Consider the following 13,601-nt stretch of genomic DNA (forward strand, 5'->3'; position numbering starts at 1 on the left):
GCCGCGATCCCATCAGTTCGGGTGCAGGTTCGGGTCCACATGGATTTTCGGGCCCGGTCCGGCGCCGGGTGGGCGTTCGCCGGCGAGTACGGGGCCCACCTCGTCGAGGCCCACGGTGGCGGCGACCAGCGGTCGGGGGTCGACCGCCCCGGACGCGTAGGCCTCGATGGTGGCGTCGAGGGCGGGGGAGGCGGAGAGGATGCCGACCGCGGTCACGTCCTTCAGGACCAGGGCGCGGGTGTCGATCCTGCTGGGCTCGCCGGCCAGTCCGATGTACACGAGGCGGCCGCCCGGCTCGATCAACTCCAGTGCCGTGGCGGGCAGATGGGCGGCGTTGGAGGCGTCGACGACCGCGTCGAAGGGGAGTTCAGGAAGGCCGCCCTCCGACCAGACGTGCTCGAACCCCAGAGTGCGCGCGAAGGTGAGGGAGTGGTCGGTGGGGCCCATCAGGTGGACCTCGGCGCCCAGGGACCGCAGGAACAGCGCGACCAGCAGCCCGATCGTGCCCGGCCCCAGCACCAGGGCACGGTCCCCGGGACGGGGCGCGGCGGCCCGCGCGGCCCGCAGGGCGTTGCCGCCCGGCTCCACGAGCGCCCCGAGAACGGGGTCGACCGAGTCCGGCAGCACGTGCAACGAGCCGACAGGAACCGCGAGTTGTTCCGCCAGAGCGCCCGCCCGCGCCCCGCGGATACCGACCTCCTGCCGCTGCTCGCACACATGCTGACGGCCCCGGAGACAACGGCGGCACCTGCCGCAGCTGAGCATCGTGTCGCCCATGACCCGGCGCCCCAGCCAGCCCTCGTCGACCCCGTCACCGACCGCCGACACCCGCCCGGCCCACTCGTGACCCGGCCGCATCGGATACGCGGAGTGCCCCTCGTGCAGATAGGCCATCGCCCCGGTGAAGAACTCGACATCCGTACCGCACACGCCGACCCGCTCGACATCGACGACGACCTCGCCGGGAGCGGCCACCGGCGCCGGAACCTCCTGAACGGCGTACTCGCCGGGGGTGGTCAGGACGAACGCCCGCACGAGGCGCCGACCCACCGAGGCGCAACCGGGCGCCGGCACCGCCAAGCCACCGCGCTCGTCCGACGTCTGCGTATGCTCCATGGCGCTCCGAACTGTAGACCGTCGCACCGACCGCCGGAAGAAACTCCGTGGCTCGGGTGCGCAGCGCACAGGGGCACGAGGGCCAGGACCGCAACGCCATCGTCGTGCTCGCCGCCATCGGCGGCTCCACCAACGCCGTGGTCCATCTCCTCTCTACCGCAGGCCGGTTGGGCATCACGAGTCAGCGTGTGCTGCACACCGTCCGTGGGGCCGTGTCGCCGGGGGACTGGGCGTCCTGCACCTTCTGTACGTTGGTGAGGATCGGTTCGACATCGGGGGGCTTTGCGGCACCCTTCTTTCCGGTGTCGGCGACCTGTGCGAGGGTCAGGAGGGTGGCCTCGTAGAAGGCGTCGCGCACGGCGGGGGCCATGACGTCCGAGGCGTCCAGGCAGCGGGGTCCCTCACGCAGCCGCCGGGCGATCTCGCTCTCGACGGCGTGACCCTCCGTCCGCACCTGCCGGTTCGCGGAGAACACGTCCGCGAGGTCGGCCCACTGCTGCTGGCCGTTCTTCGAGGCCAGGCGCTTGATCAGCGTCTCGGCGTCGGTGCTGTCGCTGAACAGCGCGGCGAAGTCGCCGGTCACCTCGTGGGCCCGGACCCGGCCGCCGCCACCGGGCAGCAGCGGGGCGGAGTCCACCAGTCGCGCCCGGTCCGCCTCGCCCTTGTAGAAGGAGCGTGCGAAGGAGCCCTGGTGCTCTAGGCTGCAGCCGTGCCACCCGTCGAACAGCAGCCCGTGGCTGTCGGGGTCGCCTCGATGGTCGGTGAGCAGTGCGTGCCGGGCCGCGGCCGGGTCCTGCCCGAGCAGATCCGCCCACGCCTGCCAGGCGCTGCGCACCGGCTCACTGAGCCACCACTTCCCCCGGGGTGAGTTCAGCGCCCATTTCTCGTAGGCCTGCGTGCCCGCCCGTTGCAGGACGAGGTCCTCGATCCAGTCGGTGCCGGGCCAGCCGGAGGCGCCGTCGTCTCCCATGCCGATGCACCAATCCTTCAGCGGCGCGGGAGAGCCGGCGGGCTTGCCGCCCTCGCGGTACCAGACGATGCTCTTCAGGTCCGCCTTGACGGGGACCCAGTACACATGGCCGGACTGTGGCGTGGCCGCGTTCCAGGGCGCGCCGTACTGCTCTGGCTTGTACAGGTCGTCCAGCGGTTTGAGGCGGTGCTGGTCGGCGTATTCGGCGAGTTCCCCGAGGCCCGGCATGATCACGATGTCCGGCGGCTCTCCCGACTGGACCTTGGAGAGCAGCACCTCGCGCTGGGCCGCGGTGCCCTGGTAGCGGAACGGGACGCCGAGGCCGCGCAGCAGCTTCTCGAACTGCTCTCCCTGGTTCCCGGTCCAGGTGCCGAGGATGGTCACCGGCTGCCGGTCGTCGTGCTGCGCCCACACCACCACCGTGCCGCCCGCGGCCACCAGCAGCATGACCACGAGGATGATCAGTACCTTGAAGCGCCGGGTCACCGCCGCCTCCAGTAGTCGCTATCGAGCCGGAGTCCGAGCCCCAGTGCGGGCAGGACGACGACGAGCAGACCGCCGACTACGGTGCCCGGGTAGACCCGGTCGGTCCAGGCGTCGTCGGCCAGTTCCCGCCGGACCTCCTCCGACCGCTCCGAGACGTTCTGCTGCGCGGCGGTCAGCTCCATGCGGATCCGCTTCAACTCCGTGACGTCCTGCTGCGTACGGGCCATGTCGGCGTCGTTGTGCCGGGACACCTCGGTGATCTGCCGCAGGTCCCTGATCGCCCCGTCGAGGATGCCCTCGGTGGCGGACGCCGTCGTCAGCGGGACGACCGCGAGCAGCACGGTGAGGACGAACGCCGCGAGCAGATACGGGTTCCAGTCCCGGCCGCAGCGGTCGCGCAGCACGAACAGCGCCGAGACGAGGGTCAACGCCAGTGCGGCCAGCGCGAGTTCGGCGAGCCACCAGCCCGCGCGCTGCCACCGCCCCATCCGGGCCGTGGCCTCGGCGTGCCTCATCTGCACCTCCTGCAGCGTGTTGATGCGGAACGCGAGACCCACGCCCTTGCGGGTGAGCAACGAGTGCGCCTCACCGAGCTTCTGATCCCGCATCAGGCCCGGCCCCGGGTAGGTGGAGAGGCCGAGGTTGAGCGAGTTGCCGTAGCTGGCGAGCAGGCCGTTGACGGTGCCGAGGTCCTGGTCCGTGCGGTCGGCGATCCGGGACAGGCCCTGGTCGGCGGCCGAGAGCTGGGAGCGGTAGGCCTCGCCCGAGCCCGCGACGTCCACGAGCTGCAACTTCACCAGGATGTCGGCCTCCTGGTAGGAACGCAGCGCCGCGAGCCGGGTACCGGCCAGCCCCTGCACGGCGGGCGCCTGACTGGACGCGAGCGCCTCGGCGCCGCGCTGCGTCTGACGGTAGGAGAGGAACAGCGAGGTCGCCGCAACGGCCGCGCACAGCACGAGAACCAGCAGATGCGCCTCCAGCAGCCGGCGGGTGCGCCACGGGCTCAGCCGTCTGCGCCAGTGGGCGGCAGGGGAGAGCCGGTGCAGGAAGGCGGCGCGTCCGGTTGTCACAGCAGCTCCTTTCCGCAGACGATGCAGTAGCGGGCCTCGCTCCCGGCCGCGTGACCGCATTCGCCGCAGCGCGGGCCGGGGCGCGCGGCGACGGCGGTGATCAGCGGGCCGCCGGGCCGGGACCCGGCACGCAGGATCATCGGGCCGAGGGTGTGGGTGTCGACCGGGCGCAGCCGGACCCGTCCCGCGGCCGCGTCCTCGATCTCGGCGACCCCGCGGATCTCCTCCAGCACCCAGTCCGTGCCGAACTGCACCGCCAGCCGGGCCGCCTGCCCCAGGCAGTCCTCGGCGATGTCCCGCCGGTGGTCCTGCAGCGCGACCAGTCCCTGGCGCAGCGCGCTGCGCATCTGTGCGGTGGCGTTCAGGCTGCGCACGCTGTCGCCGCCCGCCGAGACGTGCGGCGGCGCCTGCTGGGGAATGTGCCAGCGGGCGACGACGGGTGCGTGCACGTCACCGATGGAGACCATGGCGAACTGCAGCTCCGTCTCCAGCGGGTCGTCGTCGGCGTCGGTGACCAGGGTCAGCAGATAGTCCCGGGTGCCCTCCTCCCACTGGTAGGTGGGAAAGCTCCAGCGGTGCGGCCGCACCGCCTGCGGCAGCCCGCCGAGGCGGTGCGGCCGGGGCGCCTTCTCGTTGAGCGAGACCTGGCGCACGGACGGACGCACGGTCACCTCGATCGGCAGCTGCGGCGTGTGCACCCGGCGCAGCCGCTGGATGGCGCCGGTGATCGCCTGCCCGAGGCCCTCTTCCACGAACTCCGCCGTGCCGTGCAGCCGTTCGGCCAGCGCCAGCAGCGGGTCGGGCGACCAGTTGGTGCCCACGGCGAACACGTCGCAGGTGAACTGCCCGGCGCACAGGTCCAGTTCCTCCTCCAGCCGCGTCTCGCCGGCGGCGCTGCTGCCGTCGGTGATCAGAATCAGATGGCGCACCGACAGCGGCCGGCCCGTGAGCAGAGCACGCGATCCGGCCGCCCAGGCGGCGTACCCGGCAGGACGCGGACCGCCCTGGTGCAACGGGAGCGAGCCCGCGACGAAGGCCGCACGGCGCCGCTCCTGCTGGTCGGCGACGGCCCACTCGTCCTCGCCCCGCGGATAGCAGCGCACCGGCTCGGGGCCGCTGCCGAGCACGGCGAAGGAGATACGGTCGGGCAGCGCGCGCAGGGCGGCCGGCAGGGCGTGCCGGACCATCGCCCGGTTGGACTCGGCGACGTCCACCGCGATGATCACGGCGAGTTCGACCGCGGGCAGATCGGTGGGAGCGCCGTCGGCGGCCACGTCGACCCGCAGATGCGCCTCGATCTTGGTGTTGCGGCGCGGCGGCAGATCGCCGTCGAGGTCGACGTGCAGTCGGATGCCCGGCTGCGACGGCCGGGTGTGGCTGCTCATGTCCTGCGTCATCGCTCCTTTCCTCCTCGTCGCCGCGCGCACCGTGTCGTGCGTGCCGCCCTGCCTGGGCGCCGTCCGGTCAGATCACGGTCTGCGGCCGTACGGCATGCAGCAGATCCACGAGCTCCTCGTGCGCGTCGGCCGACTCCCGGTGCCGGACGGCCAGTTGCCGGTAGTGGTTCTCCAACTGCCGGCGCAGCTCCCGCTCCTGGGCACCGAGGCGCCGCAGAGCGCGCGCGGTGAGACGGCCGGCGCCCCTCCCGGGCGGACCGGGACGGTCGTTGAGGCTGTGCAGCGCGTCCAGCTTCCACTCGTGCAGTTCGGTGCTCAGCCGCAGCGCCTCGTCCTCCGACAGCCTCGGCTCGCCCGCGCCCGGGCTGCCGCCCTGGAAACGGCGCAGTTCGGCCAGGGCCTCGTCGACCTCGGCGGGCGCGGGCAGCGGATCGCCGTCCCCGGGCAGCCGGGCGGCGCGGATGCGTACCGAGGCGATCCGGGCGACGGTGTGGTCCAGGGTGCCGGGCCTGACCCGGGCGAGCACATCGAGGGCGGCCCGGCGGTCCCCGGCCCGCAGCGCGAGCCTGGCCAGCCCGAGGGCGGCGCCGCCGTGCGCGGGATTGCGGGCGAAGACCGCCTCGTACAACTCCTTGGCGGTGGGCCCCGCCTGGTCGTCGCCGAGCCGTTCCGCGCAGTAGGCGAGGGCCAGCTTGGGCGCGTACTCGCCGGGGAGTTCGAGGTGGACCTGCATGAAGTGGTTCCTGGCCTCGGCGACCTGCTGCGGCTGTTCGTCCAGGCCCGCGCTGCGCAGCGCGAGCAGCGCCCGGTGCCACTCCAGGCGCCAGCGGCGCACGGCGGACGGGCCGGGGATGGAGTCGGCGATGTCGAGTTCCTCCTGGGCCAGCCGCAGGTCCGCGCGGGTGTCGCGGCTCAGCAGGACGCGCACGTTGTGCAGGCAGATCTCCACCGAGCGGGGCTTCTCGTCCTCCTGGTCGAGGAGCTGGCCCGGGTCGTAGCCGCTGCTCACCTCGAACCGCGCGGTCTGCGGATCGCCCGGATAGCGCCTCGGCACCGGCAGACAGCCCGCGATCTCGGTGGGCGTGGGGGCGCCCAGGTCGAGCGCGGGCGCCACGGGCGGCGCGTAGCGGTCCCGGCGGGGACGGTTCAGCCAGTGCTCTATGCCCGGCACGGTGCCGAGCCGCGCGCCGAGCAGCTGCGGCGAGGGCCGGAAGTAGTCGGAGGGCTCGGGCGGGTCGCTCTTGCCGCGCAGGGCACGGATCTCCCGCAGGGCGCCGCGCAGTTGGCCGGCCATCTCCCGGGCGTCGGCGAAGCGCCGGCCCGGGTCGGTGCGTACCGCGCGCTCGACCACCCACCAGAAGGAGGTGCTGCCGAGGCCGGGCACCTCGTCGACGGCCCAGCGGGCCAGCTCGCGCAGTGTGACGCCGACGGTGTGCAGGTCGTGGGCGACGGTGGGCATGTCCAGGGAGGCGGTCTCGGGCGCCATGTAGTCGGGCGTGACATGGGCGGGCGGCTGGCTCTGGCCCTCCTCGCGCATGCCGCCGAGGTCGATGACCTTGATGCCGTCCACGTGGTGCACGACGTTCGAGGGCTTCATGTCCCCGTACACGAAGACCCGTTCACCGCCGTCGTGCAGATGGGCGAGGGCCTCCAGGATCTGGCAGCCGTAGGCCGCGACATGCTCGATGTCGAGGACGAACTCGCCCCGCCGGGTCTCCTCGACGACCTTGGCGAGGGTGCCGTCGCCGACGTCGTCCATGACGATGTAGCCCCCGGTGACCTGGCCGTCGTCATGGCGCCGGGCGACGAAGTCGCGGATCTGGACGATGCGCGGGTGGCGGATGGCGACGAGGTTGCGGCGCTCCACGTCCGCCAGCCGGGCGCCGTCGTGCTCGTAGCGATTCAGCAGGCCCTTCACAGCGACGACGTCACCGAGATGGGTGTCCTCGGCGAGGTAGACCCAGCCCTGACCGCCGTGCGCTATGGGCCCCATGATCCGGTACTGGTCGCGCAGCATCCAGCCCTTGGCGAGCTCCGGCAGATACGAGTAGCGGGCGCCGCAGGCCGGGCAGTGGCCCTGGACCGGTACCGGGCCCTCGGTGTAGGGCGGTGCGAAGGTGATGCCGCAGGCGGCGGACGAGCAGCCCATACGGATGCGCAGCGGCCCCTCGGGACTGATGAGACGTTCCTCGGCGGGGCGCGGCTCCCGCTCGGGAAGGACGAGAAGCTCGTCGGGGCCGCGCTGCCGCGGGTCCTGCGGCAGGTCCGGCAGCCCGGGAGCACTCTCCGCGCGGCCGCACACGGCGCAGTAGCCGGTGGGGAGCACGGTGCCGCCGCAGGGGGCGCCGTCGAAGCGCCGGTGCGGGCAGATGGTCATCCTCCGGTGGTCCCCCTCCCTCGCCCGGGCCGGGCGGAGCATCTCATCGGCGGTCTCCGTGGCGGTCCAGGTCGGCGCGCAACGTCCTGATCAGCCTGCGCAGTTCGCTGAGCTGCCGGTGCGGGTCCCTGGTCCCGTCGATCCGGCGGCGCTCGACGCGGCGCCGGTCGGCCGTCTCGGTCACGGAACCCAGGGAGGCGCTGTCGACCACGTCGCGGCGTATCGCGCTCGCGAACTCCGCGTGCTCCAGCCGGCCCAGCAGCGTGTCCGCGTGGCCGAGCAGGGCGGGACGCAGGAGTTCGTCCCGGCACGCGGCCCAGCCGGTACCGCCCTCGTGCCGGAAGACGATCAGCAGCCTGAAGCCCAGCACCCGTAAGCGGACGAGGAGTTCGACCAGCGGCCCCGGCTGCGGATCCTCGTCGAGACCGTCGACCACGACCGTGACCGGATGCAGCGGCGCGCGTTCGGACGCGTGCTCCGGCTGGGGCTTGGCGCCGCGCAGCCAGTCCCAGAACGGCAGATACTCACCGGCCGTACGGTCGATGTGGTCCAGGGCGTGATCGGCCAGATCGGGCCTGCTGCCGCCGCCGCGATGCACGACCTGGGCGCGGTGCAGCAGATGGCGCAGCGAGCGGTCCTTGCCGCTGCCCGGGGGCACCACGGTGACCTTCACGTGGTCCCCGTCCGGGTCCTCGAACCACCGGATCAGACGCTCCTCGAAGCCGTGGTCCCAGGCATGAGGGCTGCTCAACTCCTTGACCACCGGTGACAGTTCGGCCATGCGGTCGACGGGGAGCAGATACGAGAAGGCGACCCGGTTGTCCTCGGGCAGGGGCTGCCCCGTGTCGCCGCGCCAGCTGACGACGATGCCGACCACCCGGGCCGGACTGCCCTCCTGGGGCCGGGTGCACACGGCGGCGCCGCTGAAGCCCGCGCGCACCACCTCCGTCTTGGTGAAGGCGTCGAACTGCACCGACTCGCCGCTGGCGCCGCTGATCCGGCCCCACAGGCTCATGCCCTCGTCGAAGCCCTCCGCGTAACCGGTGGTGTACACCTCCATGCCGGCCCACAGCCCGGGTTCCAGCGGCGCTGGGTGCGCCTGCGGGCGCGGGCTGTCCAGGCGCAGCACGGCCAGGTCCTCCCCCTGCTGCCGCAGCCAGCCGCCGGACGCCACCCGCGCCGCCACCGGCCGCAGCGCGCGGTTCTCGGCGAACTCCAGCCACATCACGGCGTCCCGGTCGCGCACCACATGGGCACAGGTCAGCGCAGTGTACTGGTCGACGAGCACGCCGGCACCGCAGATGGGGCCGTCGGCGCCCCCGCGGCGCAGTCTGAGCCTCCAGTCCGCACGCAGTTCCCCCATGTCGTCTCACACTACGCGTGCGGCAACGTGCGTCCCTAGACTTGTGACCAGGTTGGATCGGTCAATCAACGGAATTCGGCGGTGTGTTCACATGGGGGATGCGGAACCGATCGGACTTGCGGAGGCCATCGGCACGGTGCGCGCGGAACTGGCGCGGGCCCAGGCCGAGGGGGCCGAGAGCGACTGGCGGTTCAGCGTGGAGCAGGTCAGTCTGGAGTTCTCGGTGCAGTTCCACCGGGCCGGTGAGGGCGGTGCGGGGCTGCGGCTGGGCGTGGTCGAGGCCCGGCTTGGCGGTGCGGTGAGCCACGACTCCACGCATCGCATCCAGGTCGACCTCAAGCCCCTGCCACGGCCCGACGGGCGTCACCACGAAGTGAGCCGCGAGGACGGCGGCCACGACCTGGCTCGCTGAGGACAGCAGGAGACCGGTGGGCCTGCGGAAAGGCGGTTGGGATGACCACGGCGACCGTCGTCGGCGCCGGACCCAACGGTCTGGCGGCCGCCGCCGCACTGGCCCGCGCGGGCCTGGAGGTCACGGTGCTGGAGGCGGCCGACGAGATCGGCGGCGGCACCCGCTCCGGCGAGGCCACCGTGCCCGGCCTGCTGCACGACCACTGCTCCGCCGTCCACCCCATGGCGGTCGGCTCCTCCTTCCTGAACCGGCTCGGCCTCGACCGCCACGGACTGCGCTGGGCATGGCCGGAGATCGACTGCGCGCATCCCCTCGACAGCGGCGGGGCCGGGGTGCTGCACCGCTCGGTGACCGGGACCGCCGCAGACCTCGGTGCCGACGGCACGCTCTGGCGGCGGCTCTTCGAGGGCCCCTCGGCGGCCTTCGGCACGGTCGGCGACGCCGTCATGGGGCCGCTGCTGCGCCCGCCCCGGCACCCCGTCCGCCTCGCCCGCTTCGGCGTTCCCGCGCTGGCTCCCGCGTCGCTGCTCGCGAAGGCGTTCCGGACCGAGGAGGGGAGGGCGCTGTGGGGCGGGGTCGCCGCCCACGCCTTCCACCCCCTGGAGCGGCCGCTGACCGCGAGCGTCGGGCTGGGCATCGTCACCGCCGGGCACCACTACGGCTGGCCCGTCGCCGTGGGCGGCTCGCGCCGCATCACCGACGCGCTCGCGGCGGTGGTGCGTGAACACGGCGGAAAGATCGAGACCGGTGTACGGGTGCGGTCGCCGGCGGACCTGCCGCGCACGGACGTGACCCTCTGGGACCTCACGCCCACCGCCCTGGCCGCCATCCTCGGCGACCTGCTGCCGCCCCGGATCGCCCGCGCCTACCGGCGCTACCGCTACGGCCCGGCCGCGTTCAAGGTCGACTTCGCGGTCGAGGGCGGCATTCCCTGGCGGGCCGAGGCGGCACGGCGGGCGGGCACGGTGCACGTCGGCGGCTCGTACGCCGAGGTCGCCGCCACGGAGCGGGACATTTACGCAGGACGTATGCCGCAGCGGCCGTTCGTCCTCGTCGGGCAGCAGTACCTCGCCGACCCGTCACGCTCGACGGGCGACCTCCACCCCGTGTGGTCGTACGCCCACGTCCCGAACGGCTACACCGGCGACGCCACCGCCGCGATCACCGCGCAGATCGAACGTTTCGCGCCGGGCTTCAGGGACCGCGTCGTCGCCACCACCGTGCGCACCACGGCGGAATTCGCCGAGTACAACCCCAACTACGTCGGCGGCGACATCATGACCGGCACCACGAACGCGCCCCGGCTCCTCTTCGGCCCCCGCCCCACCCTGCAGCCCTACGACACCGGGGTGGAAGGGCACTACCTGTGCTCCGCGGCCACGCCCCCGGGCGCGGGCGCGCACGGCATGTGCGGGGCGCACGCGGCGGCACGCGCGCTGCGCCGGCTGCGTGGGTGAGCGGGCGCATCGGCGGCGAGGGCGGCGGTCCCGGGTGTCCCGCGCGCACCGGTCCGGCGCGGACTCAGCCCCGTAGCGCCGCCTCGCCCGCCCGAACGGCCTGCAGAGCGCGCGCGATCGTCGCCTCGTTCTCGCCGACCGGCGCCACATAGTCGAGAACAGCGCGTGCGGCGTTCTCGCCCAGGGCTCTGGTGATCACCCAGGTGGCGAGGTACTGCGAGGACAGACAGCCGCCCGCGGTGGCGATGTTCCCCTCGGCGTGGAACGGCGCGTCCAGCACGGTGACGCCGCAGGCCTCGACGTAGGGCCGGCTCTTGTTGTCCGTGCAGGCGGGCATGGTGCCCAGCAGTCCGAGCCGGGCGAGCACCAGCGCGCCGGAGCACTGGGCACCGATCAACTGCCGTGCAGGGTCGAGCGGCAGCCGGGAGATCAGCGTGTCGTCGGCGACCACGTCCCGGGTCCTCACCCCGCTGCCGATCAGCACCGAGTCGGCCTCGGTCACGAACTCCAGCGGACGCTGCCCGGTCACCTCGACGCCGTTCATCGACGTCACCACCGGCGTCGGCGTCGTGACGAAGGCCTCCAGGCCGTCCTTGCGGCACCGGTTGATCAGAGCGGACGCGATGAAGCTGTCGAGTTCGTTGAAACCGTCGAAGGTGACCACGGCGACCTGCATGACAACAACTCCTCACGGCACGGGGAACGCAGCCTCTCAGGCTGGCGATCACCGTGTCGCGGGCCAATCGCCGGCCGGTGGCCCGGTCACGGCGAGGTCAGGGCGCGGTCAGTCCGTAGCGCAGCACACCGCCCCTTGCCAGGAAGCCGTCGGGCACGAACGGGGCGCCCACGGGCCGTCCGTCGAGGCTCAGCGACCGTACCCGGCTGTTGGTCGCCGACGCCTCGGGGGCGAGGACCGAGAGGGTGACGCCGTTGCCGCGGCGCACTGTCGCGGACGGGAAGAGCGGGCTGGCGAGGGCGAGTTGGGGGCTGCCCGGGACCTCGGGGTACATGCCGAGGGCGGCCCACACGGCCCAGGACGACATCGCCCCCAGGTCGTCGTTGCCGACGAGTCCGTCGGGGCGGTCGGCGAAGAGAGAGGTGAGGGCGCGCCGTACGGTGTCCTGGGCGAGGTCGGGGCGGCCCACGTGGTCGTACGCCCAAGGGACCCCGAAGGACGGCTCGTTGCCGAGGTAGGCGTACGGCTTCTCGGCGCCCGCGTTGAGCTCGGTGAAGAAGGTGTTCAGGCGGGAGGTGACGGCGGCGTCACCGCCCATCGCGGCGAACAGGGCGGGCAGGTCGTGCGGCACCATCCAGGTGTACTGGGCCGCGTTGCCCTCGACGTACTCGCCGCGCTGGGCCGGGGTGAAGGCGGGCCAGGACCCGTCGGCGGCGCGGGGCTGGAGGTAGCCGCTCGCGGGGTTGAACAGATGGCGCCAGTTTCCGGCCGCGCGGGTCAGGGCCGTCTCGGTGGCCGTGTCGCCGAGGCGGCCGGCCAGCCGGGCGAGCGCGGCGTCGGCGACCGCGTACTCCAGCGTGGTGGACGCGCTGCCCCACACCCCCTTGGTCCCGGCCGGGACATAGCCCAGCGTGTCGTACAGCCCGTGCCCCGGTCGCTGACGGTCGTCGCTCCGACCCGCCACCGCCGCGCGCAGCAGCGCCCGGGCGTCGAAGCCGGTGCCGCCGAAGGCGTGGATCGAGGCGGCGGCGGCCGGGAGCGGATCGCCGACCATCACGCCGGTGCCGCCGTTCGCCACCGTCCAGCGGTCGAAGTACCCGGCCTGCGTGCCCTGTTCGAGGATCGACTGCGCGACGTCGGAGGCTTCGCGCGGTGCGAGCAGGGCGAGCAGCTGGACCTGGGAACGGTAGACGTCCCAGCCGGAGAAGTTCGCGTACTGCACATGGCCGGGCCGGGTGCGGTGGACTCGGCCGTCCATGCCCCGGTAGCGGCCGTCGGTGTCGCTGAAGGCGCTGGGGTGCAGCAGCGCGTGGTAGAGCGCGGTGTAGAAGATCCGGCGCTGGGTCTCGGTGCCGCCGCGGACGGCGATCCTGCCGAGCCACTCGTTCCAGCGGTCGCGGGCGGCCCGTCGTACGGCGTCGTACGAACCGCCGCCCTGCTCCACGGCGGCGTTGCGGCGGGCGCCGGCGAGGTCGACGAAGGACACGCCCACCCGGGCGGTCACCGTACGGGTTCCGGGCGCGAAGGAGACGTACGCCCCCGAGGTCTTCCCGTCCAGGTGCTCGCTGTGGGCGAAGGGGCGGTCGAAGACGACGTGGAAGTAGAGCCGGTAGCGGTTGGACTTGCCGCAGAAGCCGCCGCCGTCGGTGTGGCCTGACAGGGTGCGCGTCCCGATGGTCACCTCACCCGTGGCCTTGTTGAAGGCGCGTCCCGCGTCCACCGTCAGCCCGGCGGGCCGGGAGTCGTCCGAGGGGTAGCCGAAGCGTGCGATGCCGGACCGCTGGGTCGCCGCGATTTCGGTACGGATGCCGTTGTCGAAGGTGACGCCGTAACTTCCGGGCGCGGCCTGCTCGTTGGCGTGCGAAAAGGTGGCGTGGCGGGCGGCCGGGTCCGGGTCGGGGCGGCCGGTGAGCGGCATGAACGGCACATTGCCGTAGTCGTCGCAGCCCGCCCCGGAGATGTGCGTGAGGCTGAAGCCCCGGATCCGGTTGTCCTTGTACGCGTATCCGCCGTGCTGACGCGTGACGGTGTCGGGGCTCCACTGGACCCCGCCGAGTGCCGCCGAGGCACCGGGGAAGGTGTTCCCGGCCCCGCCGCCGTGACCGAAGTCGGTGCCGCCCGCGGCCGTACCGACGAAGGCGTTGACGTAACGGGCGGGGTCGGTGACGGCGGCCGGTGCGGGGGCGGCGGACTGCGCCCGGACCGGTGAGGCCAGCAGGACGGACGAGGCCAGGGCGGCCGCGACGGGGTGCAGGCGCACGAAGCTCTCCTCGGGAC

Annotated in this window: 10 protein-coding genes and 1 pseudogene; 3 read left to right on the top strand and 8 right to left on the bottom strand. The window is 73.1% G+C overall.

The window, feature by feature from the left end; translation table 11 throughout:
• Positions 1-12: 12 nt before the first annotated feature.
• Complete coding sequence (locus tag MQN93_RS24350; RefSeq protein ID WP_242711322.1) at positions 13-1,035, bottom strand: zinc-dependent alcohol dehydrogenase; 1,023 nt, start codon at positions 1,033-1,035, stop codon at positions 13-15.
• Between the two features lie 173 nt (positions 1,036-1,208).
• Between MQN93_RS24350 and MQN93_RS43990 the strand changes: the two are divergent.
• Positions 1,209-1,292, top strand: a pseudogene (locus tag MQN93_RS43990) (dihydroxy-acid dehydratase domain-containing protein); the annotation flags it as partial.
• Positions 1,293-1,297: 5 nt separating this feature from the next.
• Here MQN93_RS43990 and MQN93_RS24360 read toward each other — a convergent pair.
• The 5 genes from MQN93_RS24360 to MQN93_RS24380 all read right to left on the bottom strand — a co-directional run bounded on the left by MQN93_RS24360 (position 1,298) and on the right by MQN93_RS24380 (position 8,779).
• Entirely contained in the window at positions 1,298-2,572 is a 1,275-nt protein-coding gene (locus MQN93_RS24360) for an ABC transporter substrate-binding protein (protein ID WP_242711257.1), read from the bottom strand.
• Positions 2,569-3,642: a hypothetical protein gene (locus MQN93_RS24365; RefSeq protein WP_242711258.1), complete on the bottom strand. Its 1,074-nt coding sequence runs from the start codon at positions 3,640-3,642 to the stop codon at positions 2,569-2,571. The genes MQN93_RS24360 and MQN93_RS24365 overlap by 4 nt, the downstream gene beginning before the upstream one ends.
• Positions 3,639-5,039 (bottom strand): vWA domain-containing protein, encoded by a 1,401-nt coding sequence (locus MQN93_RS24370; RefSeq protein WP_242711259.1) that lies wholly within the window; start codon positions 5,037-5,039, stop codon positions 3,639-3,641. Before MQN93_RS24370 ends, MQN93_RS24365 begins: the two co-directional genes overlap by 4 nt.
• Before the next feature lie 67 nt (positions 5,040-5,106).
• The gene (locus MQN93_RS24375) at positions 5,107-7,416 is read right to left on the bottom strand and encodes a serine/threonine protein kinase (RefSeq protein WP_242711260.1); all 2,310 of its coding nucleotides are present in this window, start codon (positions 7,414-7,416) and stop codon (positions 5,107-5,109) included.
• 43 nt (positions 7,417-7,459) lie between these two features.
• Positions 7,460-8,779 carry a S1 family peptidase gene (locus MQN93_RS24380; RefSeq protein WP_242711261.1) on the bottom strand — a complete coding sequence of 440 codons (1,320 nt, stop codon included), beginning with the start codon at positions 8,777-8,779 and terminating at the stop codon, positions 7,460-7,462.
• A gap of 91 nt (positions 8,780-8,870) precedes the next feature.
• Here MQN93_RS24380 and MQN93_RS24385 point away from each other — a divergent pair, with 91 nt between their 5' ends.
• Entirely contained in the window at positions 8,871-9,191 is a 321-nt protein-coding gene (locus MQN93_RS24385) for a trypco2 family protein (RefSeq protein WP_016433622.1), read from the top strand.
• A gap of 41 nt (positions 9,192-9,232) precedes the next feature.
• Complete coding sequence (locus tag MQN93_RS24390) at positions 9,233-10,648, top strand: phytoene desaturase family protein (RefSeq protein ID WP_242711262.1); 1,416 nt, start codon at positions 9,233-9,235, stop codon at positions 10,646-10,648.
• A gap of 64 nt (positions 10,649-10,712) precedes the next feature.
• Here MQN93_RS24390 and MQN93_RS24395 read toward each other — a convergent pair whose 3' ends face one another.
• Both MQN93_RS24395 and MQN93_RS24400 read right to left on the bottom strand, forming a co-directional pair.
• Complete coding sequence (locus MQN93_RS24395) at positions 10,713-11,324, bottom strand: DJ-1/PfpI family protein (RefSeq protein ID WP_242711263.1); 612 nt, start codon at positions 11,322-11,324, stop codon at positions 10,713-10,715.
• Between the two features lie 97 nt (positions 11,325-11,421).
• Positions 11,422-13,584, bottom strand: a complete 2,163-nt coding sequence (locus tag MQN93_RS24400; protein WP_242711264.1) for a GH92 family glycosyl hydrolase — start codon at positions 13,582-13,584, stop codon at positions 11,422-11,424.
• Between the last annotated feature and the right edge of the window lie 17 nt (positions 13,585-13,601).

The sequence above is a fragment of the Streptomyces spinosisporus genome (assembly GCF_022698145.1).
GTDB classification, from domain to species: Bacteria; Actinomycetota; Actinomycetes; order Streptomycetales; family Streptomycetaceae; genus Streptomyces; species Streptomyces spinosisporus.

What these genes read in the sequence shown, in the direction of transcription:
- MQN93_RS24370 (WP_242711259.1), bottom strand. Translation starts at nt 5,039, where the DNA reads ATGACGCAGGACATGAGCAGCCACACCCGGCCGTCGCAGCCGGGCATC.
- MQN93_RS24375 (WP_242711260.1), bottom strand. Translation starts at nt 7,416, where the DNA reads ATGACCATCTGCCCGCACCGGCGCTTCGACGGCGCCCCCTGCGGCGGC.
- MQN93_RS24380 (WP_242711261.1), bottom strand. Translation starts at nt 8,779, where the DNA reads ATGGGGGAACTGCGTGCGGACTGGAGGCTCAGACTGCGCCGCGGGGGC.
- MQN93_RS24385 (WP_016433622.1), top strand. Translation starts at nt 8,871, where the DNA reads ATGGGGGATGCGGAACCGATCGGACTTGCGGAGGCCATCGGCACGGTG.
- MQN93_RS24390 (WP_242711262.1), top strand. Translation starts at nt 9,233, where the DNA reads ATGACCACGGCGACCGTCGTCGGCGCCGGACCCAACGGTCTGGCGGCC.
- MQN93_RS24395 (WP_242711263.1), bottom strand. Translation starts at nt 11,324, where the DNA reads ATGCAGGTCGCCGTGGTCACCTTCGACGGTTTCAACGAACTCGACAGC.